22 protein-coding genes are annotated in these 24,141 nt (G+C 68.7%); 10 read left to right on the plus strand and 12 right to left on the minus strand.

Going from position 1 to position 24,141, the window contains the following annotated elements; genetic code table 11:
- The first annotated feature begins 13 nt into the window (after positions 1-13).
- A complete protein-coding gene (locus tag ABZY89_RS23865; RefSeq protein ID WP_355231205.1) occupies positions 14-976 on the plus strand; it encodes a DUF3068 domain-containing protein in 963 nt (320 codons plus the stop codon).
- Between the two features lie 93 nt (positions 977-1,069).
- Here the strand turns inward: ABZY89_RS23865 and ABZY89_RS23870 are convergent, their stop codons facing one another.
- Positions 1,070-1,981 carry a class I SAM-dependent methyltransferase gene (locus tag ABZY89_RS23870; protein ID WP_355231207.1) on the minus strand — a complete coding sequence of 304 codons (912 nt, stop codon included), beginning with the start codon at positions 1,979-1,981 and terminating at the stop codon, positions 1,070-1,072.
- A 252-nt stretch (positions 1,982-2,233) separates the two neighbouring features.
- On the opposite strand from ABZY89_RS23870, the gene rpsA reads away from it, so the two are divergent.
- The gene (gene rpsA, locus ABZY89_RS23875; RefSeq protein WP_350661292.1) at positions 2,234-3,715 is read left to right on the plus strand and encodes a 30S ribosomal protein S1; all 1,482 of its coding nucleotides are present in this window, start codon (positions 2,234-2,236) and stop codon (positions 3,713-3,715) included.
- A gap of 89 nt (positions 3,716-3,804) precedes the next feature.
- Here the strand turns inward: rpsA and ABZY89_RS23880 are convergent, their stop codons facing one another.
- A complete protein-coding gene (locus ABZY89_RS23880; protein ID WP_355231209.1) occupies positions 3,805-3,951 on the minus strand; it encodes a hypothetical protein in 147 nt (48 codons plus the stop codon).
- An 89-nt stretch (positions 3,952-4,040) separates the two neighbouring features.
- On the opposite strand from ABZY89_RS23880, the gene ABZY89_RS23885 reads away from it, so the two are divergent.
- From ABZY89_RS23885 to ABZY89_RS23900, 4 genes are read left to right on the plus strand one after another with little or no spacing between them, the layout of a single operon-like run.
- Positions 4,041-5,015: a helix-turn-helix domain-containing protein gene (locus ABZY89_RS23885; protein WP_355231211.1), complete on the plus strand. Its 975-nt coding sequence runs from the start codon at positions 4,041-4,043 to the stop codon at positions 5,013-5,015.
- A gap of 41 nt (positions 5,016-5,056) precedes the next feature.
- Positions 5,057-5,647, plus strand: coding sequence for a dephospho-CoA kinase (gene coaE, locus ABZY89_RS23890; protein ID WP_355231213.1), 591 nt, complete (start codon positions 5,057-5,059; stop codon positions 5,645-5,647).
- 30 nt (positions 5,648-5,677) lie between these two features.
- Positions 5,678-7,027 carry a glycoside hydrolase family 3 N-terminal domain-containing protein gene (locus ABZY89_RS23895; RefSeq protein ID WP_355231215.1) on the plus strand — a complete coding sequence of 450 codons (1,350 nt, stop codon included), beginning with the start codon at positions 5,678-5,680 and terminating at the stop codon, positions 7,025-7,027.
- A 35-nt stretch (positions 7,028-7,062) separates the two neighbouring features.
- Complete coding sequence (locus ABZY89_RS23900; RefSeq protein WP_355231217.1) at positions 7,063-8,202, plus strand: DNA polymerase IV; 1,140 nt, start codon at positions 7,063-7,065, stop codon at positions 8,200-8,202.
- Between the two features lie 123 nt (positions 8,203-8,325).
- Here ABZY89_RS23900 and ABZY89_RS23905 read toward each other — a convergent pair whose 3' ends face one another.
- The 3 genes from ABZY89_RS23905 to ABZY89_RS23915 all read right to left on the minus strand — a co-directional run bounded on the left by ABZY89_RS23905 (position 8,326) and on the right by ABZY89_RS23915 (position 13,075).
- Positions 8,326-9,273, minus strand: a complete 948-nt coding sequence (locus ABZY89_RS23905; RefSeq protein WP_091046570.1) for a sigma-70 family RNA polymerase sigma factor — start codon at positions 9,271-9,273, stop codon at positions 8,326-8,328.
- Positions 9,274-9,478: 205 nt separating this feature from the next.
- On the minus strand, positions 9,479-11,614 hold the full coding sequence (locus tag ABZY89_RS23910; protein ID WP_355231220.1) for a S9 family peptidase: 2,136 nt from the start codon (positions 11,612-11,614) through the stop codon (positions 9,479-9,481).
- A 150-nt stretch (positions 11,615-11,764) separates the two neighbouring features.
- The gene (locus tag ABZY89_RS23915; protein WP_355231222.1) at positions 11,765-13,075 is read right to left on the minus strand and encodes a DNA polymerase IV; all 1,311 of its coding nucleotides are present in this window, start codon (positions 13,073-13,075) and stop codon (positions 11,765-11,767) included.
- Positions 13,076-13,211: 136 nt separating this feature from the next.
- Here ABZY89_RS23915 and ABZY89_RS23920 point away from each other — a divergent pair, with 136 nt between their 5' ends.
- Positions 13,212-14,135 (plus strand): DUF4192 domain-containing protein, encoded by a 924-nt coding sequence (locus ABZY89_RS23920; RefSeq protein WP_355231224.1) that lies wholly within the window; start codon positions 13,212-13,214, stop codon positions 14,133-14,135.
- Here the strand turns inward: ABZY89_RS23920 and ABZY89_RS23925 are convergent.
- Positions 14,132-14,587: a hypothetical protein gene (locus tag ABZY89_RS23925; RefSeq protein ID WP_355231226.1), complete on the minus strand. Its 456-nt coding sequence runs from the start codon at positions 14,585-14,587 to the stop codon at positions 14,132-14,134. The genes ABZY89_RS23920 and ABZY89_RS23925 overlap by 4 nt on opposite strands.
- Before the next feature lie 97 nt (positions 14,588-14,684).
- Positions 14,685-15,905: a nucleotide disphospho-sugar-binding domain-containing protein gene (locus ABZY89_RS23930; protein WP_355231227.1), complete on the minus strand. Its 1,221-nt coding sequence runs from the start codon at positions 15,903-15,905 to the stop codon at positions 14,685-14,687.
- A gap of 121 nt (positions 15,906-16,026) precedes the next feature.
- Here ABZY89_RS23930 and ABZY89_RS23935 point away from each other — a divergent pair, with 121 nt between their 5' ends.
- From ABZY89_RS23935 to ABZY89_RS23945, 3 genes are all read left to right on the plus strand, one after another.
- Positions 16,027-16,605 carry an HhH-GPD-type base excision DNA repair protein gene (locus ABZY89_RS23935; protein WP_355231229.1) on the plus strand — a complete coding sequence of 193 codons (579 nt, stop codon included), beginning with the start codon at positions 16,027-16,029 and terminating at the stop codon, positions 16,603-16,605.
- A 139-nt stretch (positions 16,606-16,744) separates the two neighbouring features.
- Positions 16,745-18,319, plus strand: coding sequence for an RNA polymerase sigma factor (locus tag ABZY89_RS23940; protein ID WP_355231231.1), 1,575 nt, complete (start codon positions 16,745-16,747; stop codon positions 18,317-18,319).
- A 142-nt stretch (positions 18,320-18,461) separates the two neighbouring features.
- The gene (locus tag ABZY89_RS23945; RefSeq protein WP_355231233.1) at positions 18,462-20,423 is read left to right on the plus strand and encodes a peptidoglycan recognition family protein; all 1,962 of its coding nucleotides are present in this window, start codon (positions 18,462-18,464) and stop codon (positions 20,421-20,423) included.
- A gap of 50 nt (positions 20,424-20,473) precedes the next feature.
- Here the strand turns inward: ABZY89_RS23945 and ABZY89_RS23950 are convergent, their stop codons facing one another.
- The 5 genes from ABZY89_RS23950 to ABZY89_RS23970 all read right to left on the minus strand — a co-directional run bounded on the left by ABZY89_RS23950 (position 20,474) and on the right by ABZY89_RS23970 (position 24,126).
- On the minus strand, positions 20,474-21,481 hold the full coding sequence (locus ABZY89_RS23950; RefSeq protein ID WP_355231235.1) for an ABC transporter substrate-binding protein: 1,008 nt from the start codon (positions 21,479-21,481) through the stop codon (positions 20,474-20,476).
- A gap of 35 nt (positions 21,482-21,516) precedes the next feature.
- The gene (locus tag ABZY89_RS23955; RefSeq protein ID WP_355231237.1) at positions 21,517-22,374 is read right to left on the minus strand and encodes an ABC transporter permease; all 858 of its coding nucleotides are present in this window, start codon (positions 22,372-22,374) and stop codon (positions 21,517-21,519) included.
- Positions 22,371-23,147, minus strand: a complete 777-nt coding sequence (locus ABZY89_RS23960; RefSeq protein ID WP_355231274.1) for an ABC transporter ATP-binding protein — start codon at positions 23,145-23,147, stop codon at positions 22,371-22,373. Before ABZY89_RS23960 ends, ABZY89_RS23955 begins: the two co-directional genes overlap by 4 nt.
- Before the next feature lie 196 nt (positions 23,148-23,343).
- Positions 23,344-23,832 carry a DUF456 domain-containing protein gene (locus ABZY89_RS23965; RefSeq protein WP_355231238.1) on the minus strand — a complete coding sequence of 163 codons (489 nt, stop codon included), beginning with the start codon at positions 23,830-23,832 and terminating at the stop codon, positions 23,344-23,346.
- An 87-nt stretch (positions 23,833-23,919) separates the two neighbouring features.
- Entirely contained in the window at positions 23,920-24,126 is a 207-nt protein-coding gene (locus ABZY89_RS23970) for a hypothetical protein (protein WP_040756289.1), read from the minus strand.
- Positions 24,127-24,141: the final 15 nt, after the last annotated feature.

Raw genomic sequence — 24,141 nt, forward strand, 5'->3', positions numbered from 1 at the left:
GAGGGGCAAAAACATGCGAAGAGTGATTGGCTACATCTTCTTGCTGGTCGGCGCGTTTGCGCTGGCCGCTGCCGCGGTAGCGGGCTTCTGGGGCCGGGACGCCGCGGCGACCGTGCCGCTCAACGTCAACACCACGACCGTCCTGGACGGCACTGCCAGCGGCGCGCTGGCCAAGTCGGATACCCCAGTTCCGGTGAAGTACACCCGGACCACCGAGGCGGCGCCGAAGGAGTCGACCGACGACGTCGTCGTCTTCGTCGAGGCCGGCTGCATCATGATCCAGGAGGGCGACACGCCTCCGTGCGCCCGCGCCGAGGACGACGACCGCGTGGTGACCACGACCGAGCGCGCCTACGCCATGGACCGCAAGAGCTCCGAGGTCGTCGAGGACCAGGCCAAGTACGTCGGTGAGGACCGGGCCGTCGACGGCATGACCGGCCTGGCCGGCAAGTTCCCGTTCGACACCGAGCGCCACGACTACGAGTACTGGGACGACACGCTCGGCACGACCGTCATCGCCACCTACGTCGACGACGTCGACGTCGAGGGCGTGAAGACCTACCAGTTCGAGGTCGCTGCCTCCGAGGACGACGCGTCGCTCTCGGCGGGAGACGACGGGGTGAAGGACACCGAGGACGACATCCGGGGCACCTACGAGGCGACCCAGACGATCTACGTCGAGCCGACCACCGGTTCCTACATCGACCAGGCCGCGACCCAGAAGATGGTCACCAGCACCGGCATGGTGCTGATCGACGCCGACATGAGCTACTCCGACGAGACCGTCTCCAACAACGCCCAGGACGCCAAGGACAACATCGCCCAGCTCAACCTGATCGGCACCTGGATCCCCGTCGGCGGCGTCGTCGCCGGCCTGATCTTCCTGCTGATCGGCCTGTGGCTGGCGCTGCGCGGTCGCAAGCCCAACGGTGGCGCCCACGCCTCCGCGGACGACCGCACCCTGGTTGATGCCTGAGGCTCAACACACACCAGCGTCAACGTCTGCGGGCCCGGAGGACAGTCTCCGGGCCCGCAGACGTTTTCCATGTCTGGTTGAGCTGGACCCTGTCTAGCTGCTCGCCAGGTCCGCACCGAAGATCGCGGTCCCGGGGGTCAGCAGCCCGCGGGTGCGCGACCAGCCGCCCCAGATGCGCTCGTGGTCCTCGGGCCACTCGGGCTCGACCAGGTCGGTGATCCGGAACCCGGCGCCGGCCAGGAGCGAGACCCAGTCCCCGAGGGTGCGGTGGTGCTCGACGTACGACACCTTGCCGGTCTCGTCGTCGACCTCGACGTAGGGGGTGCGGTCCCAGTAGGACTGGGCCGCGATCAGGCCCTCGGGGCCGGGGTCGTCGGGGAACATCCACCGCGTCGGGTGGGTGATCGAGAACGCGAAGCGGCCGCCGGGCCGCAGGACGCGGGAGGTCTCCGCGAGCGCGTGGGCGATGTCGCTGACGAACTGCAGCGCGCCGAAGGAGCAGAAGACCACGTCGAAGGAGCCGGCGGCGAAGGGCAGATCGGTTGCGGTGGCCTGCACGGCGGGCACGACGACGCCGGTCTGCTCGTCGAGGCGCCGGGAGTGCTGGAGCTGGCGGCCCGACAGGTCGAGGCCGATCGCGCGCCCGCCCTGGGTGTTCACCCAGCGGGAGCACTGACAGGCGCCGGAGCCGAGCTCGAGCACGTCCTTGCCGCTGATGTCGCCCAGGATGCCGAGATCGGCCTCGGTCAGGCCCTCCGGACCCCAGACGAACCCGGCCTCACCGAGGAACGGTCCGTGCGTGGCCTGGTACTCGTCGGCATAACGATCCCAGTCGGGGCCGTTCGCGCGGCGTGACTCGGCTTCACCGACCGTACGCCGCTCGGCTCTGACCACAGGGCCGGTCGTTCCGATGGTCTCGATCGCGCCGAAGCGATGTCCTGAGCCTGTCGAAGGGGGATCGATGGGCGCCTCCGGTCGGACGACCGGGCTGATGGCTTGGTCCACCCCCACAGCGTAGGCCCAGCGCGGTGACGTCGACAGTTGGACGGGGCCTGTGACGGGAGCGTAGGCTAAGAAACTGCGTCTGAAGTCTGCCCGGGTCCCAGACCTAGTGGACCTTGGCTTGCTACCTCGACCGCCGGTTCACGCCGGGCGACGAAGCCTGTTTGTGCTGGTGCCGGCGAGGGGTGGCCGACCCGAGACTTGAGCCGTGTGTGACCCGACGATATCTGTCCACCCAAGGAAACCACCTCCCTTATGACGAGCACGCTCAACATTCCTCTTCCCGACTACGACGCGCCTCAGGTCGCGATCAACGACATCGGGTCGGAAGAGGACTTCCTCGCCGCGATCGACGAGACCATCAAGTACTTCAACGACGGCGACATCGTGGACGGTGTCATCGTCAAGGTCGACCGGGACGAGGTCCTGCTCGACATCGGTTACAAGACCGAAGGTGTCATCCCGTCGCGCGAGCTCTCGATCAAGCACGACGTCGACCCGTCCGAGGTTGTCGAGGTCGGCGACAAGGTCGAGGCCCTGGTGCTCCAGAAGGAGGACAAGGAAGGCCGCCTGATCCTGTCCAAGAAGCGCGCGCAGTACGAGCGCGCCTGGGGCACGATCGAGCAGGTCAAGGAGGAGGACGGCGTCGTCGAGGGCGCGGTCATCGAGGTCGTCAAGGGTGGTCTCATCCTGGACATCGGCCTGCGTGGCTTCCTCCCCGCCTCCCTCGTCGAGATGCGTCGCGTCCGCGACCTGCAGCCGTACGTGGGTCAGACCCTCGAGGCCAAGATCATCGAGCTCGACAAGAACCGCAACAACGTGGTCCTGTCGCGCCGTGCCTGGCTCGAGCAGACCCAGTCCGAGGTTCGCCACGGCTTCCTGACCCAGCTCCAGAAGGGTCAGATCCGCAAGGGTGTCGTCTCCTCGATCGTCAACTTCGGTGCGTTCGTGGACCTCGGCGGCGTCGACGGTCTCGTCCACGTCTCGGAGCTGTCCTGGAAGCACATCGACCACCCGTCCGAGGTCGTCACCGTCGGTGACGAGGTCACCGTCGAGGTTCTCGACGTGGACATGGACCGCGAGCGTGTCTCCCTGTCGCTGAAGGCGACGCAGGAGGACCCGTGGCAGCACTTCGCCCGCACCCACCAGATCGGCCAGATCGTCCCGGGTAAGGTCACCAAGCTGGTGCCGTTCGGTTCGTTCGTCCGTGTCGAGGAGGGCATCGAGGGCCTGGTGCACATCTCCGAGCTGGCCGAGCGCCACGTGGAGATCCCCGAGCAGGTCGTCCAGGTCAACGACGACGTCATGGTCAAGATCATCGACATCGACCTCGAGCGTCGTCGCATCTCGCTCTCGCTCAAGCAGGCCAACGAGACGGTCACCTCGACCGACGTCGAGGAGTTCGACCCGACGCTCTACGGCATGCCGGCCAGCTACGACGAGCAGGGCAACTACCTCTACCCCGAGGGCTTCGACCCGGAGACGGGCGAGTGGCTCGAGGGCTACGACGAGCAGCGTGAGAAGTGGGAGCAGCAGTACGCTCAGGCCCACGCTCGCTGGGAGGCCCACATCAAGCAGCAGCAGGAGGCCGCCGAGAAGGCTGCCGAGGCCGGCGAGGCCACCTCCTACTCTTCGGGTGGCTCGGTCGACGAGACCGTCTCCGAGGACGAGGGCGGTTCGCTCGCCTCCGACGAGGCGCTGCAGGCTCTCCGCGAGAAGCTGACCGGCGGTCAGTGAAACGCTGAGCTGAAACGCCGAAGACCCGGTCCCCGTCGTGGGGCCGGGTCTTCGGCATCTTCAGGTGCACTCATTCGGGTGCCCGTCTCTCAGTGCCAGCGGACTGCGGGGAGGAAGTCGGGGTCGGAGGCGTGGGACCGCGGGGCGGCCTTGGGGCGGTCGTGGCGTACGGCCGAGATGGTTGCGTAGGCGGCGACGGCGAGCAGGACGATGAGGACGAGGATTGCTGTGTTCATGGCAGTAATTCTTCGCTACCAGGTATTCCTGCCACATTGGCAGAAATGCCTAAGTTGCGCGATTTCCTGCCAACTGGCACCCTTCTAAGGTGCTTAGGAACGTAGCTGCGGTGATCTGGGACGGTGTCGCCCCCTTCGAGTTCGGAGTCGTGTGCGAGGCGTTCGGGCTCGACCGGCGCGACGACGGGGTGCCGTTGCTGGATTTCGGCGTCTGCTCGCTCGAGCCCGGCCTGGTGCGTACGAACCTGGGCTTCGGGATCGAGGCCACCTACGGCCTGGAGCGGGCTGACGAGGCCGACCTGGTGTGTGTGCCAGCGATGCGCAGGGGCGACCCGGTGCCGCCGCAGGTGGCCGAGACGCTGCTGCGCGCCTATCACCGTGGCGCCCGAATCCTGACCGTCTGCGGCGGGGCGTTCGCACTGGGTGCGGCGGGTCTGCTCGACGGGCGTGAGTGCACCACCCACTGGAAGTACACCGACGAGCTCGCGGAGCGGTTCCCCGAGGCGAAGGTGGTGCCCGAGGTGCTCTACGTCGACACCGGGCAGATCATCACCAGCGCCGGCACTGCCGCCGGACTGGACGCGTGCCTGCACATCTGGCGCCAGGAGTACGGCGCAGCGGTCGCCTCAGCCGTGGCCCGGCGCATGGTGGTGCCGCCCCAGCGCGACGGTGGGCAGGCGCAGTTCATCTCCCACCCCGTGCCCGAGGTCGACGCCGAGACGCTCGGTCCGCTGCTGGCCTGGATCGTGGAGAACCTCCACGAAGACCTCGACGTGGACTCGCTCGCCCATCGAGTGCTGATGTCGCCGCGTACGTTCGCCCGCAGGTTCCGCGCCGAGACCGGGGCGACGCCCTATGCCTGGATCACCGCCCAGCGGGTGCGCCGGGCGGAGGAGCTGCTGGAGCGCACCGACCGTTCGGTGGAGTGGATCGCGGGCGAGGTCGGCTTCGGCAACGCCGCGGCGCTGCGTCACCACTTCACGCGCGTGCGAGGGCTCTCCCCGCAGGCCTACCGGCGCCGGTTCGCCTGCAGCGACACCCTCGACTCGGCCATGCCGGCCTAGGCGGAGTGAGGCGCCGGCAGCGGCCCCATTAGGTTGGGGCCATGCGCGTAGGACTCACCGGCGGGATCGCCTCGGGGAAGAGCACGGTGTCGGAGCTGCTGGCCGGGTTCGGGGCGGTGATCGTGGACTCGGACAAGATCGCTCGGGAGGTCGTCGAGCCGGGCACAGCCGGGCTCGCCCGGGTCGTGGCGGAGTTCGGACCGTCGGTACTGACCGAGTCCGGTGCGCTCGACCGGGCCAAGGTGGGGGAGATCGTCTTCGCCGACCAGGGCGCCCGTGAGCGGCTCAACGCGATCGTGCACCCGTTGGTCGGCGCACGTTCCGCGGAGCTCGAGGAGGCCGGGCGGACGGCCGGGAAGCTGGTCGTCAACGACATCCCGCTGCTGGTCGAGGTGGGCTATGCGCCGTTCTTCGACGAGGTGATCGTCGTCGACGTACCGGTCGAGACCCAGGTCGAGCGGGCGATCGCGCGTGGGATGACCGAGATCGACGCCCGCGCTCGCATCGCTGCGCAGGCCAGTCGCGAGGATCGACTCGCCGCGGCGACGTACGTCATCGACAACACCGGCACCCTCGACGACCTGCGAAAGCGGGTCCGGGAGATCTACGACGCCCTCGCCGGAACGTGTTAATGAGTGGGGGTTGCTGACATACTCGGCCGCGTGACTGGGGGCAAGCACACCGATTCAGAGGATCAGCAGCGTCGGCCGAGGCGTTGGCTGCGACCGGTGATCGCGGGTGCCGTGCTGGCCCTGGCGGCCGGCGCGGGCGCGGCGGCGGTGACCGTCGGAATGCCGACGAGGGTCGAGGACGAGCCGAACAGGCCGGCCAATGCCACCACGAAGACCGACCCCAAGAAGGACACCACGCCGCTCGCCTGGGGCCCCACGCGCGGAGAGCTGGCGACCGCCCGGGAGCTGGTGTCGGGCTGGGACGAGAAGCAGCTCGCCGGACAGGTGATCGTCGGCCGCTACCACGGCACCGACCCGGCCAAGGCCGCCAAGATGGTGCGCAAGCTCCACCTCGCCGGTGTGAGCGTGACCGGCGAGAACGTCGTCGACGAGGCCCAGGTGCGCGAGACGACCGCCGCGGTCTCCCGTGCGGTGGCCGCTGATGGCCGCTCGTTCCCCGCGGTGATCGGCGTCGACCAGGAGGGTGGCGTCGTCTCCCACCTGCGCGGCGTGGCCACCGAGTTCCCCGAGTTCGAGCGCACCGGGGATGCCATCGAGGCGAAGCCGGGCAAGGGAGTCGCGGTGACGACCGAGGCGGCGCGGACGACGGCGCTCGAGCTGCGCGATCTGGGCTTCACCTGGGCGTTCGCGCCAGTCGCCGACGTGACCGTCGGCGCGGCCGATCCGACGATCGGCTCGCGATCCCCGAGCGAGGACCCGAAGATCGCCGCGACGGCGGTCTCCGCCGCCGTGCAGGGCTACAACGCCGCCGGTCTGGTCTCCACCACCAAGCACTTCCCGGGCCACGGCGCGGTCACCGGTGACACCCACCTCGGGCTCCAGGAGCTCGCTTTCGGGAAGAAGAAGCTCAAGCGCCGCGATCTGGTGCCGTTCGACGCCGCGGTGGACGCCGGTGCGCCGGCCGTCATGATCAGCCACGTCGACGTCAAGGCCGTGGCCCCCGGGAAGCCGGCGAGCATGGCGGCTCCCATCTACGACCTGCTCCGCGACGACCTCGGCTTCGAGGGCATCGCCGTCACCGACTCGTTGGGCATGGGCGCGGTCACGACCACCACCAAGAAGCCCTCGGTGGCCGCCCTCGAGGCCGGCGCCGACCTCCTGCTGATGCCGGCCAACTCCAAGGCCGCCCACCGCAGCGTCGTCAAGGCGCTGCGCTCCGGCCGCCTCGAGCGCTCTCTTGTCGAGGACGCTGCCGCGAAGGTCGTCGCCATGCAGCTGTGGCAGCAGCGCACCGCCGGCGCGGTGCCGGTTCCCGGTGACGTACGCCAGCAGGCGGAGCGGGCCTCGGCGGCTCTCTCCGAGGCTGCCTCGCAAGGCTGACCCTTCGCTGCGGCTGTTCGTGGCACCATCGACGCATGACGGTGGTGCTGCACGTCGACCTGGACCAGTTCATCGCGGCGGTGGAGGTGTTGCGCCGGCCCGAGCTGGCCGGTCAGCCGGTGATCGTGGGTGGTCGCGGGGACCCGACCGAGCGGGCGGTGGTCTCGACTGCCTCCTATGAGGCTCGGGCGCACGGGGTGGGTTCGGGGATGCCGCTTCGGCTGGCGGTGCGGAAGTGTCCCGATGCGGTGCTGCTCCCGGTCGACCACGTGGCGTACGACGAGGCCTCCGCGGGCGTCATGGACACGCTGCGATCGCTGGAGTGGGGCGGCGTACCCGTCCTGGTCGAGGTCCTCGGCTGGGACGAGGCGTTCCTCGGGCCCGGCCCCGGCCACGGAGACCTCGGCGATCCGGCGGCCTTCGCCCAGGACGTACGCGATCTCGTGCTCGAACGCACCCGGCTGCGCAGCGGCGTCGGTGTCGGCGACAACAAACTGCAGGCGAAGCTCGCCACGGGGTTCGCCAAGCAGCGGGTCGATGGTGCCCTCGCGCGCGAGGCCGGCGCGGGCGGCCACGAGCCCGGGCCGGGCGGGCAGTTGCGGGGGACCGGCGTCTACCGGATCACCCACGAGACCTGGGACGCCGAGATGGGCCACCGTCCGACCGACGCGCTGTGGGGGATCGGGGCGAAGACCGCGAAGCGGCTCGCCGGGCTCGGGATCGAGACGGTCGCCGACCTGGGAGCGGCCTCGGCGGAGCGTCTGGCCGCCGAGATCGGCCCCACGACCGGCCCCTGGCTGCGCCGTCTGGGCCGTGGCGCCGACACCAGCCCCGTGGACCCCTCGCCGTGGGTCGCGCGCGGCCACGGCCACGAGGAGACCCTCCAGCAGGACCTCGTCGAGTGGCCCGACATCGTCGCCGCGACCCGCCGCCTGTGCGGTGAGTGCCTCGTGGATGTGTTGAAGGAGGGCCGCCCGGTGATCAGGGTCGAGATCAAGGTGCGGCTCAAGCCGTTCTTCACCGTCACTCGCGGCCACAAGCTCCCCGAGCCCACCCTCGACCCCGACCGCCTCGCCGACGAGGCCGAGGCGCTCCTGGAGCGGGTCGAGAAGGACCGCCCGGTCCGCCTCATCGGCGTACGTCTGGAGATGGCCCCGCCGCCCGGCGGCTACTGACCGCCGAGACGTCACCCGCGTCGGGCGAAGCGTCACATACGCAGATCGAGTTGGCACCGTAGTGCCAACTCGATCTGTTTAAGTGACGCCTCGGCCTGCGGAAGTGACGCCTCGGCTGGGTGGCTACGCCGCCAGGTCGGGGTCTGCGAAGCGGCGCAGCTTCTGCAGGGCCTCGCGCTCGAGCTGGCGTACGCGCTCGGCGGAGATGCCGTGCTTGACGCCGATGTCGGCGAGCTTGTGCTGACGGCCGTCCGTGAGCCCGTAGCGGGAGCGGACGATGTCGGCGGAACGCTCGTCGAGCTGGCCGACCAGCGAGTTGAGCCGCTCGCGCGACTCGACGTCGATGACGTCCATGTCGGGCGACGGCGAGGACTCCTGAGCCATCAGGTCACCCAGCGAGGTGTCGCCGTCCTCGTCGATCGGCGTGTCGAGCGAGACGTGGTCACGACCCCAGGAGAGCAGGTCGAGGACGCGGTCGATGTCCATTCCGAGCTCGGTGGCGATCTCCTCCGGCTCCGGGTCACGGCCGAGCTGACGCTCCAGGGTGCGGCGGGCGCCGCCGACCTGGTTGAGCTCCTCCACGACGTGGACCGGGAGCCGGACCACCCGCGCCTGCTGGGCGATGCCGCGGGTGATCGCCTGGCGCACCCACCACGTCGCGTACGTCGAGAACTTGTAGCCCTTGGTGTAGTCGAACTTCTCAACGGCCCGGATCAGGCCGGTATTTCCTTCCTGGATCAGGTCGAGCATCGGCATCTGCGCGCGGCCGTACTTCCGCGCGATCGACACCACCAGTCGCAGGTTGGCGTTGATGAACTGACGGGTGGCGCGGTGGCCTTCCTCGGCCAGCCACTCCAACTCGGCTCGGGTGGCTCCACCGGGTGCTTTCTTGCGGCCGACGCGGCCCTCGGCCAGCAGATGCTCGGCCATCAGGCCAGCCTCGATCGCCTTGGACAGCTCAACCTCTTTGGCAGCATCCAGGAGCTCGTTGCGGGCGATCTCGTCGAGATACAGCCCGACGCTGTCACGGCCCTCGATCTCTCGGGTGGCAGTGGCGGTGCGTGTCGCCATGGGAACCTCCTCACGGTGAGGTTTGTGGCCTCACGGTGGTTTCAACGCTTCGCCCCTCCCAGGTGTTCCCTGGTAGAGCGCCTTGTCATCGAATCCGTTTTCGATCTCTTGTCCGGTTCGACGTACGCCGCGGGCGATAAGTTGCATCGTGAGGTGAATCTCAGGGGTTTCTCATGGAGTACCCCGAGATCCCCGCAGATATGCCCTACGAAGAGGTCACCTGGTCGATCATCCAGGCAAGGCTGAACGCCCGGTCCTCCCACGCCTTGTAGCGCCCCGAGACTCCGCCGTGTCCGGCCGCCATCTCCGTCTTCAGCAGTACGTCACCAGGATTCTCTGCCGTCGCGCGCAGCTTCGCGGCCCATTTCGCGGGCTCGACGTAGAGCACGCGGGTGTCGTTGATGCTGGTCTCGGCCAGGATCGGCGGGTAGTGCTGCCGGGTGACGTTCGTGTAGGGGTCGTAGGAGGACATGTAGTCGTACGTCTCCCTGTCGGCCTCCGGGTTGCCCCACTCGTCGTACTCGGTGACGGTCAGCGGCAGCGTCGCGTCGAGCATCGTCGTCAGCGCGTCCACGAACGGCACCGCGGCCACGATCGCGCCCACGGCGTCGGGCGCCTGGTTGGCGACCGCACCCATCAGCAGGCCGCCGGCGCTGCCGCCCTCGGCGATGATCTGGCTGGGCGTCGACCAGCCGGACTCGGCGAGGTGGCGTGCGCAGGCGATGTAGTCGGAGAAGGTGTTCTGCTTCTTGAGCATCTTCCCGTCGTCGTACCAGGCCCGGCCCATCTCGCCGCCGCCGCGGATGTGGGCGATCGCGAAGCCGATCCCGCGGTCCAGCAGGCTCAGTCGGGCGATGGAGAAGTAGGGGTCCATGCTGGCTTCGTAGGAGCCGTAGGCGTAGAGCAGCACCGGGATCGGCCCGGTCTCGTGGAGCCCCTTCTTCGCCACGATCGAGATCGGCACCCGTACGCCGTCCTCGGCCGTCGCCCAGAGCCGGTGCTCCTCGTAGTCGTCGCGGTCGTAGCCGCCGAGCACCGGGGCCTGCTTGAGCAGGGTCAGCTCGCGGCTGCGTACGTCGTAGTCGTAGACCGAGGCGGGGGTGCGCATCGTGGTGTAGCCGAGCCGCACGATCGGGCTCTCGAAGGTGGGGTTGGAGCCGGAGCCGATCGTGTAGAGCTCGTCGTCGAACTTCACCAGGTAGTCGTCGGCGACACCGTTCTCACCGAGCTCCAGGATGCGGAGCTGGGTCAGGCCCTCGCTGCGCTGGTGCACGACCAGGTGGCCGGCGAAGGCGTCGACGTCCTCCAGGCGTACGCCCTGGGTGTGGGGGACGAGCGGCTGCCACTCGGTCCGCGGGGTCGGGGCGATCGGCGCGGTGGCGATCTCGAAGTCGGGGCCCGAGGCGTTGTGGGTGACCAGGAAGACGTCCTCGCCGGCGATGGCGGCGTGCTCGATGGAGTATTCGACGCCCTCCTCGCGGGCGGCGAAGACCTGCCAGCCGGCGTCGGGGTCGTCGAGGTCGAGGAAGCGGTATTCGGCGGTGACCTTCGCGGCGGTGCCGATGAACATGAACCGGTCGGACTTGGTGCGTCCCACACCGACCCAGAACCGGTCGTCGGTCTCGTGGAAGACCAGCACGTCCTCGTCCTGGCTGGTGCCGAGGCGGTGGCACCAGATCTTGTCGGCACGCCAGGACTCGTCGGCGGTCGTGTAGTAGAGAGCCGAGGAGTCGCGGTCCCAGGTGGCGCCGCCGTGGACGTTGGTGAGCTCGTCGTCGAGCAGCTCGCCGGTGGTGAGGTCCTTGACGCGTACGGTGTAGCGCTCGTCGCCGGCGACGTCGGTCGCGTAGGCGAGCAGGGTGGTCGACGGGCTCACGCTGGAGCCGCCGAGGCTGAAGAAGTCGTGGCCCTCGGCGAGCGCGTCGAGGTCGAGCAGCACCTCCTCGCCGGGGAGCGCGGGCTGGTCGTGGGTGACGTCGGCCGGGGTCGGCGGGGTCCAGTCGTCGGGGTCGGTGGCCTTCACCCGGCAGCTCGCCCCGTACTGCTTCCCCTCGAAGCTGCGGCCGTAGTACCAGTAGCCGCGCGAACGCGTCGGGACGCTCAGATCGGTCTCGAGGGTGCGCGCCTTGATCTCCTCGAAGATCTGCGTGCGCAGGTCGGCGAGGTGGTCGGTCTGCTCCTTGGTGTAGGCGTTCTCGGCCTCGATGTAGGCGATGACCTCAGGGTTCTCCTTCTCCCGAAGCCACTCGTAGTCATCGGTCCGGGTCAGGCCGTGGAACTGCTTGGACGAGGGCTTCTTGGGAGCGATCGGCCAGGGCGTCGAGGAGAGGGCGGCAGACATGAACGAGACCCTATCTCCGCCACCCTCGCTGCCTCGACCACGGGACCGGCGCGCCCGGTCCATCGCATCGCGCTATCGCACACCTTGGTCGTCTGGCGCGATACTGCACCCGCTCGCCGCGACGGCGAGATCGAGCCGGGGGAGCGGGCGTCAGGACTCGCTGAACGGTTGCAGGTCGGGGTCGTCGACGGCGTACGACCTCACCGGACCGGCGGGAGTCTCGGCGGTCTCGAAGCGCACGGTCACGACGCCGCGGCCCGAGCCCCAGACCCAGCCGCGGCCCATCTCGGCGTGGACGACGTCCATCCCGGCCGCCCAGGTCGGCCGCCGCACCGGCTCGGGCAGGGGGAGGTCGGGCTCGGCGTCCTCGTCGGTTTCGTCGCCGAAGAGATCCTCCTGGATCCAGTCGGCGAGCCCGGAGACGCCGACCCCGAGAAGGCGTACGCCGCCAGCCGTCTCGCCCGCGGTGAAGAGCTCGCCGAGCAGGGTCCTGGCCAGGCGGGCGATCGCGCCGGCCTGGTCGGTCGGGGCGGGCAGGGTCGTCGAGCGATTGATCGTGGTGAAGTCGTAGAGCCTGACCTTGATCGTGATCGTGCGGCCGGAGAGACCGTTCTTCTTCAGCCTGGCGGCGACCTCCCCGGCCTGCCGGGTGAGGATCTGCTCCATGAGCGGCCGGTCGGTCAGGTCGGTGTCGTAGGTGCCCTCCACGCTGACGGACTTCGTCTCGCGCTCGGGCTCGACGCGGCGGTCGTCCTGGGCCCTGGCCAGCTTGTAGAGGTTGGTGCCGTGGGACTTGCCCACGAGGCGTACGAGCTCCTCGACGCTGACCTGCTCCAGATCGGCCACCGTGTGGATGCCCGCGCGGCGCAGGCGCTCGGAGGTGGCAGGACCGACGCCGGGGATCACCTTGACGTTCATCGGACGGAGCAGGTCGAGCTCGGTGCCGGGCGGCACCACGACCAGGCCGTCGGGCTTGTCGAGGTCGCTGGCGATCTTCGCGATGAACTTCGAGCTGGCCAGGCCGACGCTGGCGCTCAGCCCGCCGGTGACCTCGGCGACCTCCTCGCGGATCCTCGAGGCGGTCGCCGTGACGGTGTCGACCTCGAGGTCGGGGAGGTCGGCAGCGGCGAGGTCGACGAAGGCCTCGTCGAGAGAGAGCGGCTCGACCAGCGGGGAGAGTTCGCGCAGGATCCCGAAGACCTGCTCGCTGACCTTCTTATAGGCATGGAAGCGCGGGTAGAGGAAGGCGGCGTGCCCGCACAGCGCGCGGGCCTCGCGGGTCGACATCGCCGAGCGGACCCCGAAGGTCCTGGCCTCGTAGGAGGCGGTGCTGACCACGCCGCGTCCGCCGATTCCCCCCACGACCACCGGCTTGCCGCGGAGGGAGGGCTTGTCGCGCTGCTCGACCGAGGCGAAGAACGCATCCAGGTCGAGGTGCATCACCGACGCGTGCGCTCTCATGGTGGCAACCTATCTGGCAGCGGGACAGTCTGAGGCGGGCCGTTCACCGTCCACAGGTGCAGTTGGGGAGGCGGTTGTCCACAGGCACGATTATTGGCGGCGAAACTGTCGGTGGGTCGCGGCGAGTGTGGGCCGCATGACCACGAAACTCTCCATCGCCCGTCCCGAGGACGTCTTGGCGGCAGTCCCCGTCCTGCTCGGCTTCCAGCCCGAGAAGTCGATCGTCATGCTGACCTTCGGCGGTGAGCATCAGGTCCACGGCAGGATCGACCTACCTCCGCCGGACGAGGTCGAGGACTGCCTGGACAGCCTGCTGCTGCCCGCCGTCCGACATCAGGTGCGCGGCGTCCTGCTCGTCCTCTACGACAGTGGCTCGCGCTTCGGCGTCAAGCTCGCCCGCCGTCTCGCCGAGAGGCTCGCCGAGTGCGAGATCGACCTGATCGGGTGCCTGCGGGTGCAGGACGGCCGATGGTTCGACCCGCTCGGGTTCCACGGCGTTTCCGAGGACGGCGTGCCCTTCGATGTCGGGGCGCATCCGTTCCGCGTCCAGGCGGTCTACGACGGCCATCTGGTGCGCCGCTCGCGCATCGAGCTGGCCGCCTCGATCGCCGCGGTGCCCGAGGCCGTCGCCGAGACCGAGGTGGCGCTGGAGCAGGCGTCGTCGATGAAGATCTACGAGGTCGGCCGGCTGGTCGACGATGCGGTCGCCGGGACGATGCTGACGGCCGCCCAGATCGCCTCCCTGCTGCTCGCGCTGCGCGATCCGCAGCGGCGCGACGCCGCCTGGGGCGGGATGACCCGGGAGGAGGCCAGGGCCCACGTGCGTCTGTGGACCGATGTCGTACGCCGCAGCCCCGACGACCACGTCGCCCACCCGGCCGCCGTGCTGGCCTTCGCCGCCTGGCTGGGCGGCGACGGCGCGCTCGCCTGGTGCGCCCTCGACAGGTGCTTCGCGAGCGAGCGTCACCACGGTCTCGGGTTGCTGGTCGCGCAGATGCTCGAGGGTGCCGTCCCTCCGACGGCCTGGGAGGAGGCGCTCCGGTCGGACCGTCCGGCCTAGTCGTTGCGGTAGCGCAGCCGCTTCCACCGGCGACTGAGCCCCGAGCGCGGGTCGACCCACGCATTGCGGGTCACCACGACGTACGTCAGGGGTGTCCCGATCTCCCGGAACGCAGCCCGGGCGGCGGCGAGCCAGCGGAGGTCGACGTCCTCGATCCCGAGGTTTCCGGCGCGAGTCAGCCACACGATCGGGTCCGGCACGCCGACCCGGCTGCGCATGCTGTGGATGATGTCGGTGCGCAGCCAATGGTCGGTGGGCTCGTCCTCGCGATGCGCGTGGGCGACCTCCTTGCCGCCCGGGATGCCGAGGTGGACGAGCGCCAGGAACGAGCGCCGGTGCTCGGTGGCGGTGTGGTCGAGCACAGCACGTCGCAACCGCTTCTCGAGCACTGGCGAGAGCGGCTCGTGCAGCCCTTCGACGGACGTCTCGGACAGAGTGGGCATGGTGGCCATGGGCCTAGCGTGCAACGGAAGCCGGATTCCCGCGACCGTCTTTCCACAGGGCCCAGACCGCAGGCGCGGCGTGACGTCATTGGGTTCGCCAGCCGGCTCATAGCCCCGCTTCGATGATGCGGGCGGACGCTGCGGCACCATCCGCTCCGGCGTACGCCCGCTGCACCTCCGAGGCGGCGGCGCGGATGCCGGGATCGGCGAGAATGCGACGTACGGCTGCGACGAACTCGGGTGACCCGACACGCTTCGGCGATACCGCGATCGCGTTTCCGCGCTGCTCGCACATACGCACGTGCCAGGTCTGCTCCGGCTGCAACCCCATTCCGACGAAAGGGATACCGGTGGCGCAAGCCGTCTGGATCGTGCCTTGTCCGCCATGCAGCACAGCCGCGTCGACCAAGCCGCCGAGCCGGTGCGCGGGCAGCAGTCCGGTCACGTGGACATTCGGGGGCAGGGTCTCGCCAGCGTCCAGGTAGTGGGAGATCGGGGCGATCACGTTCACGGGAAGCGTGCCGAGTGCGTGGGCGGCAGCGACGGCGAGCCGACGGTTCGCCGAGGATCCCAGGCCGAGGTAGACCAGTGGCCGGGATGCGGCCGCCAGTTCCTCGACGATCGACGGCATCGGCGCCTCGATGTGGGCGAAGATCGGCCCGACTCGATCGAAGCCTTCCGGCAGCGTGAAGCCGTCGAGTTCCCACGGCATCTCGGTGATCAAGTTGCGATCAGCGGTGAGGAGCGAGGAGATGGTCCGCATCGGAGGCACGCCGTTCGCGACCGCTACGGTCGTGAACGAGCGCGGGGCGAGCGGGGCCCTGGTGTAGATCCAGCGAAACGCGGCCGTGGCCAATCGATCCGCGAATCGCCCGACGCGTCCCCTTCCTCCCACGAGGAACAGGTGTCGTGCCTGACGCACCTGCGGCTCGGTCAGTGCGAACGGGACCGGATAGTAGAGCGGCACGCCTTCGGCACGAGCGGAGATGTAGGACGTCAGGTTCGATCCGGTCGCGACGGCCGAAGCGCTCTGCTCACGGATGACCTGCCGCTCGATCGAGACGCGGTCGGCGACAACCCGCTCGGTGAAGGGGTTCTTCAACGTCTTGCCCTGATCGAACGCGATCAGCTGCTCGCGTTCCTGACGCGTGAACGCAGGAGTCTGTGAGATGTATTCGAAGCCGGAATCGCGGATGAGGTCGACGTAGTCGTCTTCATAGCCCAGGAACACGGCACGGTGGCCCGGACTCAACGCTCGAGCGACCTGGATCATCCGCGTGGTCTCGGCGAGGTTGAAGGTCACCGGACAGAACAGCACGGTCGCCATCGAAACGTCCCTCCTGGACCCGGGCGGACTCGCGCCCGTTGCGCCGACTGCACGAAACCGTACGCCTTCCTGGCGGCGGCCTTCGGCTTCGACCGCGTGTTGCTTTCCAGGATGAGGCAGGATGTCTCTTATGCCTTCTCTCCACATCACCGGCGACGAGGCCGCCGACAAGCTGCTCTCCGAGGATCCGTTCGCGCTGCTGCTGGGTATGGCCCTGGATCAGCAGTATCGGATGGAGGATGCGTTCAAGGGCGGTCACAAGCTGGTGACCCGCCTCGGCCATCTGGATCCCGCCAAGATCGCCGAGATGGACCCCGAGGAGTTCAAGACGATCGCCTCGACGCCGCCGGCGATCCACCGGTTCCCCGGCTCGATGTCGGCGAAGGTGCAGGGGATCGCGACCATCGTCACCAACGAGTACGGCGGCGACGTCACCCGACTGTGGACCGAGGCCACCAGCGGTAAGGACCTGCTCAAGCGGATCCAGGCACTCCCGGGCTTCGGGAAGCAGAAGGCGCAGATCTTCGTCTCGCTGCTGGCCAAGCAGCTGGGAGTGCGGCCCGATGGCTGGCAGGAGGCCGTCGGTGACTACGCACTCGATGGTTACCGTTCTGTGGCTGACGTCGTCGACGTTGCGTCGTTGCAGAAGGTACGTGACTACAAACAGCAGAAGAAAGCCGCAGCCAAAGCAGCCGGATGAGTTGCTGGGGGACATGATGCCCCGGATGGGGAATGTTCACCACCATCGTGGCAGAATGAATCTGCGGCTCTTGACGACCCCGGGCCCTGCCGCGCCCAAACTCAGTTTTTGATAAGTCTCGACCAAGTTCGACGGAGAGGTGTTCGTGTCCTCGAACGCGCGCAAGATACCCGCTGAGGTACTCGCCCACCCTGCCGTGAAGGCGCTGATCGACCAGGCCAAGCCAACCGGACGGGTCAGTCCCGACCAGGTCCGCCAGGCCAGCGAGGATGCCGCGGTCGAGCCCAGGCACCTCAAGGCACTGCTCGGTCACCTGAGCACGCTCGGCATCTCGGTGGACCTCGGCACCGCCGTCACCGGCCGTGCCGCGGCGGCGACTACCTCGACCCGCAAGACGACCACGGCCAAGGCGCCGGCGAAGAAGGCGGCCGCCAAGAAGGCGGCGGCTGCGCCCGCGAAGCCGGCCACCGAGGTCGCGGCGAAGAAGGCCGATGAGCCCGAGCCGAAGAAGACGACCGAGATCGACGAGGACGGCGAGGAGATCGTCCTCGAGGACGTCGAGGTCGACGTCGACGACATCGAGGTCGACGACTCGGACAACGACACCGACGAGGAGACCCCGGTCGTCCCGCTCGGTCCCGACGGCAAGAAGGTCCTGCCCGACATTCCCGACGAGCAGTTCGAGAAGGATGTCGCCGCCGATCCCACGATCAAGGAGGACGAGAAGGAGGCCTCGAAGCAGAGCTTCGTGGTCTCGACCTCCGACGACACCGACGAGCCCGAGCAGACCGTCATGGTCGCCGGTGCGACCGCCGACCCGGTCAAGGACTACCTCAAGCAGATCGGCAAGGTCCCGCTGCTCAACGCCGAGATGGAGGTCGAGCTCGCCAAGCGGATCGAGGCCGGCCTCTTCGCGGAGGAGAAGCTCGGCAAGGGCGGCAAGATCACCCCGAAGATCCTCGACGAGCTCGAGTGGATCGCCGAGGACGGCAAGCGCGCCAAGAACCACCTCCTCGAGGCCAACCTCCGTCTCGTCGTGTCGCTGGCGAAGCGCTACACCGGCCGCGGCATGCTCTTCCTGGACCTGATCCAGGAGGGCAACCTGGGTCTGATCCGTGCGGTCGAGAAGTTCGACTACACCAAGGGCTACAAGTTCTCGACGTACGCCACCTGGTGGATCCGTCAGGCGATCACCCGCGCCATGGCCGACCAGGCCCGCACCATCCGTATCCCGGTGCACATGGTCGAGGTCATCAACAAGCTCGCGCGCGTCCAGCGCCAGATGCTCCAGGACCTGGGCCGCGAGCCCACCCCGGAGGAGCTGGCCAAGGAGCTCGACATGACCCCGGAGAAGGTCATCGAGGTCCAGAAGTACGGCCGCGAGCCGATCTCGCTCCACACCCCGCTGGGTGAGGACGGCGACTCCGAGTTCGGCGACCTGATCGAGGACTCCGAGGCGATCGTCCCGGCCGACGCGGTCTCCTTCACGCTCCTCCAGGAGCAGCTGCACGCGGTGCTCGACACGCTCTCCGAGCGCGAGGCCGGCGTCGTGAGCATGCGCTTCGGCCTGACCGACGGTCAGCCGAAGACTTTAGACGAGATCGGCAAGGTCTACGGGGTCACCCGCGAGCGCATCCGCCAGATCGAGTCCAAGACGATGTCGAAGCTGCGACACCCGTCCCGATCGCAGGTTCTGCGCGACTATCTCGACTGAATCTGGCTAAGATCACCTCGAACGCCTTCCCGGACTTCTGGGAGGGCGTTCGCCATTTCCGCAGACTCGCCCGCCACAACTGCGGATTCGGCTAGGTTGCACGGGTCGGTTTGTCCGCGTCCCGGGAGGTCTTCTCGTGCCTATGCGTCTCTCACGTCCACACCGGCCGGCTCTGGCCGCGGCCGGAGCCCTGCTCGGCGGCCTGCTCGTCGCGGTGCCGATCACCGCGGTGGCCTCGGCCGCCGAGCCCGACTGGAACGCCTGCCTGGAGGGCACCACCGACCGTCAGGCCGTCTTCGAGCGAGCGGCCGAGACCAGCGGGGTGCCGGACGAGGTGCTGCTCGCGGTCTCCTACATGGAGTCGCGCTGGGATGCCCACGGGGAGGCACCGAGCACATCGGGCGGCTACGGACCGATGCACCTGACCGACCTGCCGGCCCTGGCGAAGGACACCGAGGCCCATCCCGACCCGCTCGGCAAGGGCGACGGCTCCAACCAGGCCCGCACCACGCGCCAGCGCGAGGAGGCGGTCAGGCTGGGTGAGGTCGAGACGCTGCGTACGGCCAACGACATCACGGGGATCCCGGTCGCCGACCTGCGCGAGGACGCGGTCGCCAACATCTGCGGTGGCGCCGCCGTGCTCGCCGACTACCAGGAGGCTGCGGGCGGGGCCGAGAGCCTGTCGGACTGGAGCGCGGCAGTCGGCCGCTACAGCGGGGCCGCCGACGAGGCGACCGCACTCAAGTTCGCCCGGCAGGTGTTCGCGACGCTGAGCGCAGGGGAGTCGCGTACGACCAACGACGGCCACCAGGTCACTTTGGCCGCGAAGCCGGTCACCGCCAGCGAGGAGGCGATCGGTCGGCTCGACCTCGCCGAGCCCGCGACCGGGGACGCGGTGGAGTGTCCAGCAGTGCTCGGCTGCGAGTCGCTGCCGGCACCCTACGAGCAGACCGGCGACACGATCGGCGACTACGGCAACCACGACCTCGGCAGCCGGCCCGAAGAGGGTTCGGTCGACTACATCGTCATCCACGACACCGAGACCTCGTACGACGGCACTGTGAGGCTGGTCCAGGACCCGACCTACCTCGGCTGGCACTACACGCTGCGTTCGGTCGACGGCCACGTCGCTCACCACATCCCCGGCAAGGACGTCGGCTGGCACGCCGGCAACTGGTACGTCAACAGCCACTCGATCGGGCTGGAGCACGAGGGTTACGCCGCCAACGGAGCCTGGTACACGGAAGCGATGTATCAGACCTCGGCCACCCTGGTCGGCTACCTGGCCCAGAGCTACGGGATCCCGCTGGACCGGGCCCACATCATCGGCCACGACCAGGTCCAGGGCGTCGCGCCGGCCAACGTCGCCGGGATGCACTGGGACCCGGGCCCCTACTGGGACTGGAGCCACTACTTCGACCTGCTGCGGTCGCCGATCAAGGCCGACCGGAAGTCGCGCAGCGAGATCTGGACGGTCAACCCCGACTTCGAGACGAACACCGGCAACGTGATGACCGGCTGCACCGAGGCGGGCGTCCCGTGCCCGAGCGACCAGGGCACCAACTTCGTCAACGTCTACGCCGAGCCCTCCACCGACGCGCCGCTGCTGCCGGACACCGTCGTCGGCGGCTCCGCCAAGGTCTCCAACTGGGGCCCGCGCCTGGCGGCCGGACAGAAGGTCGTCGTCAACGACCGGACTCGCTCGACGTGGTGGGGAATTTGGTTCGGCGGCGAGCAGGGCTGGATCCAGAACCCCCGCGACGTACTCCTGCCCTCCGACGGCAAGGTCGTCACCCCGAAGGCCGGCACCACCGCGAAGATCTACGGCACCGCCTATCCGACGAAGGCCAGCGACTACCCCGACGGCGTCACGCCGCGTACGATCGCGCCGCTGCAGTACACCATCCCCGCAGGTCAGAAGTACGTCCTGGCCGACGAGACGGTGCCGCCCGACTACTACAAGGCGGTCAACTTCAACTGCGCCACCGTCGACGGCGTGCCCGACTGCATCGTGATCACCGGCGGCACGACCTACTACCAGATCTGGTTCAACCACCGGATCGCGTACGTCATGGCCGACGACGTGACGGTCACCAACGGCTGACCGACCCCAGCCGAGACCGCAGAAGATGCGGCCGATTCGGCGGGGAGGGGTCAGCTGGCGTCAGTGTTGAACTCGTTGTCGACGTAGATGTCCTCTGAGGCCGGCGCCTTCTTGATCATCTCGACCGACTCCATGAACTCGGCGAACTCCCCGAAGCCGGTGGGGGTCAGGGACCAGGTGACGTCGGGATCGGTGATCTGGGTCTTGACCTCGGCAGCGGTGAGTTCGCCCTCGGACTCGGCGGAGAGGAGCTCGGCGGCCTGGGCCGGGTCGTCGCTCAGCAGGGCGTTGGACTCCTTCAGGGCCGCGTAGAAGGCCTTGGTGAAGTCGGGGTTTGCGTCGAGGAAGTCGGGCTTGGCGTAGATCGCGTTGAAGGTGGTGCGACCGAAGAGGTCGTAGCTCTTCAGGATCGGGTGGGCGCCCGCCTCAGCCTCCTGGGCGACGAACGGCGGGGCGGTGAGGTGACCGGCGATCTGGCCGGAGACGAGTGCCTGGAGGCCGTCGGGGTGGCCCATGCCGACGATGTTCTTGTCGAGAGCGTGCGGGTCGCCGAGCTGCTCGCCGGCGGCCTTGCGCAGCGGCAGCGACTGGATCGAGTCGGGCGCCGGCATGGCGATCTTGGCGTCCTTCGGCAGGTCCTTCAGCGACTTGATCGTGGGGTCGGTCACCATGAGCTGGAGGTTCATCTGGTTCATCGCGGCGACCGTCTTCCAGCCGACGCCGGCATCGACGCCGACCAGGAACGGCGAGGCGCCCATCGAGGCGACCTGGACGTCGCCGGCGATGACCGCGTCGCGCAGCGCCCCACCGGAGTCGAGCTCCTGCCACTTGATCTCGGTGTCGGGCAGCGCCTTCTCGAGGGTCTTCTGCTCCTTGATGACGAGCAGGGTCGCGTAGCCGAGGCCGGGCTGGTAGCCGATCGTGATCGTGTCGGCCGGTCCGTCGTCCGCGCCGGCCCCGCAGGCGGTGAGTACGCCGGTGAGCAGGGTGGCGGCGAAGACTGCGGCCAGGCTGCGTACGCCTCGACGAGAACCTCGACGGGAACCTCGATAGGACATGGTGGAGCTCCTTGACGTGGGGTTGGCGGAGAGTGTCAGGCGGTCTTCATGCCCCAGCGCACGACGGTGCGGCGCTCGAGCCAGCTGAAGACGAGGTCGAAGAGGATCCCGATCAGCGCGATGGTGACCAGACCGGCGAAGGCGTCGGCGATGTGCAGGTAGGTCTTGGCGTTGTTGATGAAGTAGCCCAGGCCGCCGCCCTCACCGGCGACGCCGAAGACCAGCTCGGCGGCGATGATGGTGCGCCAGCCGAAGGCCCAGGCGCTCTTCAGGCCGGAGACGGTGTGGGGGAGGGCGGCGGGGACGAGGACGTACCAGACCAGGCGTACGCCGCGCAGCCCGATGTTGCGCCCGACCGCGACCACCGTGGGGTTGGCGGTGCGGAAGCCCTGGCTGACGTTGATCGCGATCGGCCAGATCACCGCGTTGGCGATCACCACAATCAGGGCCGTGGTGTTGATGCCGAACCACAGCATCGCCAGCGGCAGGATCGCGACCGCTGGGAGCGGGTTGAGCATCGAGGTGAGCAGGACCAGCAGGTCCTCGCCGATCTTCGTCCAGGTGGCGAGCGTGGTCAGCACGGCGGCGGCCACGATTCCGATGACAAGCGCCTGGCCGAGGATGCGCAGGGTCAGCAAGGTCGAGTCGACCAGTGCTCCGCTGCGTACGCCCTCGACCATCGCCTGTGCGACGTCGAGCGGCCCGACGAGCACGAGCGGGCTGACTCCGCCGAACCGGACACCGAGGTCCCAGGCGAGCAGCAGAGCGAGGAGCAGGAGCCCGCGGCGTACGGCGGTGGGGATGTCGCCCCAGCGGGGCAGTCTCCTGGGCAGGTCACCGGGGAGGTCGGCAGCCGTTTGTGAAGCTGTGGGTGGGGGAGCGGTCTGGGTCATGCCGCCGCCTCGCTCTCGCGCGACCCGTCGGTTCCGTTGCCGGCGAGCAGGGAACGCAGGCGGGTCTGGGCGGCGACGAAGGCCGGATCGGTGGGGTCGTCGAGGCCGCGTACGTCGAGGGTGTCCACGACGTGTGACGGGGGTGTCGAGAGGACGACGACCTGGTCGCCGACGTAGACCGCCTCGGCGATGCTGTGGGTGACGAAGAGGACGGTGATGCCGGTCTCGCCGGCGACCTCTTTGAGCTCGCGCTGGAGGCGATCACGGGTCTGGGCGTCGAGGGCGCCGAACGGCTCGTCCATCAGGAGTACGTCGGGTTCGAGCGCCAGCGCGCGGGCGATCGCGACCCGCTGCTTCATGCCGCCCGAGAGCTGGTGCGGATAGCGCGCCCCGGCCTGGTCGAGCCCCATGGTGGTCAGCCAGCGGTCGGCCCGCTCCCGGGCCTGCTCGCGGGTGCGTCCGTTGGCGCGCAGCGGGAACTCCAGGTTGCCCCGTACGGTCCGCCACGGGAAGAGTTGGTCGAACTCCTGGAAGACGACCGCCCGGTCGGGCCCGGGCATGGCGACCGAGGTGCGGCCGGAGACGGTGATCGTGCCCGACCAGGGGCGAAGGAACCCGGCCGCGGCCTTCAGGATGGTCGACTTCCCGCAGCCCGACGGACCGAGCAGCATCGTCGTTGACCCACGCGGGACGGAGAACGAGACCCCGCCCACGGCGAGGTGTGGCTCGCCGTCGACGAGATAGCCGAGGCGTACGTCGCTGACCTCGAGCATGGACACGGAGGGCCTCCAGGGATGTGATCATCAGAGTCGACTTAGAAAACTAAGTAACTCAACTATAGCGACCTGGAGAGGTGCAGGCCGGAGCGGCCCAGGGGTCGGACTTCTCAGGTGTTTCCTGCACTTCTCGGGCATTGCAACACCTGAGAAGTGCAGGAATACCCGGTTAACCGGGTATTGCTGCGCGCGGCTACGGCGTGATGACGAGCCCCACGACCCAGGTGATGGTGGCGAGGGTGGAGGCGGTGGCGTCGATCAGGATGAACAGGCCCATCGCCTTGAGGGCGGTCCAGGTGGAGGCCCAGGCTTCACCCGGGTCACCGCCGTGGCGACGGAGCTCGGCGAGGAAGACGCCGAGGGGGAAGCCGACGAAGAGACCGACGACGGGGATCACGAAGAAGCCGACGATGGCCAGGGTCGCGCCGGCGATCTGGGTGGACAGCGGCATCCCGGAGTCCTTGAGGCGCTTGCCGGGGATGGCGTACTTGGTGATCAGTCCGATGGCGATGAAGGCGGCGGAGATGCCGAAGATCACCCACCCGGTGGACTCTCCCAGCCAGATGGCCCAGCCGAGGATCGCGGCGGCGACGAGCAGCGCTCCGCCGGGGAGGACAGGGACGATGATGCCGGCGATGCCGAAGGCGATGACCAGCGCGACGAGAACTTCGACGAGACTCACGGAGCGAACCCTAGCCCCGTGGCACCCCGCAGACGCCGAAGGCCCGGACCGTCGTGGTCCGGGCCTTCGGGGAGTCGGTGGGTGGGGTCAGTTCTTCTCGGTGAGCTTGTGGGTCTCGTCGGTGATCGAGCTCGCGATCTCCTTGAGCTTCTCACCGTGCTCGCGGGCGTGGTGGGCGCAGAACAGCAGTTCGCCGCCGGAGTGGAGCTCCGCGCGTACGTAGGCCTGCGCTCCGCACCGGTCGCAACGGTCCTCGGACGTGAGCGGCGAGCTGGTGGCAACGGCAGTGGTCACATCGGCCTCATTTCT

Source organism: Nocardioides sp. NPDC006303, from assembly GCF_040613175.1.
Lineage (GTDB): Bacteria > Actinomycetota > Actinomycetes > Propionibacteriales > Nocardioidaceae > Nocardioides.

What these genes read in the sequence shown, in the direction of transcription:
- ABZY89_RS23865 (WP_355231205.1), top strand. Translation starts at nt 14, where the DNA reads ATGCGAAGAGTGATTGGCTACATCTTCTTGCTGGTCGGCGCGTTTGCG.
- rpsA (WP_350661292.1), top strand. Translation starts at nt 2,234, where the DNA reads ATGACGAGCACGCTCAACATTCCTCTTCCCGACTACGACGCGCCTCAG.
- ABZY89_RS23880 (WP_355231209.1), bottom strand. Translation starts at nt 3,951, where the DNA reads ATGAACACAGCAATCCTCGTCCTCATCGTCCTGCTCGCCGTCGCCGCC.
- coaE (WP_355231213.1), top strand. Translation starts at nt 5,057, where the DNA reads ATGCGCGTAGGACTCACCGGCGGGATCGCCTCGGGGAAGAGCACGGTG.
- ABZY89_RS23900 (WP_355231217.1), top strand. Translation starts at nt 7,063, where the DNA reads ATGACGGTGGTGCTGCACGTCGACCTGGACCAGTTCATCGCGGCGGTG.
- ABZY89_RS23905 (WP_091046570.1), bottom strand. Translation starts at nt 9,273, where the DNA reads ATGGCGACACGCACCGCCACTGCCACCCGAGAGATCGAGGGCCGTGAC.
- ABZY89_RS23910 (WP_355231220.1), bottom strand. Translation starts at nt 11,614, where the DNA reads ATGTCTGCCGCCCTCTCCTCGACGCCCTGGCCGATCGCTCCCAAGAAG.
- ABZY89_RS23915 (WP_355231222.1), bottom strand. Translation starts at nt 13,075, where the DNA reads ATGAGAGCGCACGCGTCGGTGATGCACCTCGACCTGGATGCGTTCTTC.
- ABZY89_RS23920 (WP_355231224.1), top strand. Translation starts at nt 13,212, where the DNA reads ATGACCACGAAACTCTCCATCGCCCGTCCCGAGGACGTCTTGGCGGCA.
- ABZY89_RS23925 (WP_355231226.1), bottom strand. Translation starts at nt 14,587, where the DNA reads ATGGCCACCATGCCCACTCTGTCCGAGACGTCCGTCGAAGGGCTGCAC.
- ABZY89_RS23930 (WP_355231227.1), bottom strand. Translation starts at nt 15,905, where the DNA reads ATGGCGACCGTGCTGTTCTGTCCGGTGACCTTCAACCTCGCCGAGACC.
- ABZY89_RS23935 (WP_355231229.1), top strand. Translation starts at nt 16,027, where the DNA reads ATGTCTCTTATGCCTTCTCTCCACATCACCGGCGACGAGGCCGCCGAC.
- ABZY89_RS23945 (WP_355231233.1), top strand. Translation starts at nt 18,462, where the DNA reads ATGCGTCTCTCACGTCCACACCGGCCGGCTCTGGCCGCGGCCGGAGCC.
- ABZY89_RS23950 (WP_355231235.1), bottom strand. Translation starts at nt 21,481, where the DNA reads ATGTCCTATCGAGGTTCCCGTCGAGGTTCTCGTCGAGGCGTACGCAGC.
- ABZY89_RS23955 (WP_355231237.1), bottom strand. Translation starts at nt 22,374, where the DNA reads ATGACCCAGACCGCTCCCCCACCCACAGCTTCACAAACGGCTGCCGAC.
- ABZY89_RS23960 (WP_355231274.1), bottom strand. Translation starts at nt 23,147, where the DNA reads ATGCTCGAGGTCAGCGACGTACGCCTCGGCTATCTCGTCGACGGCGAG.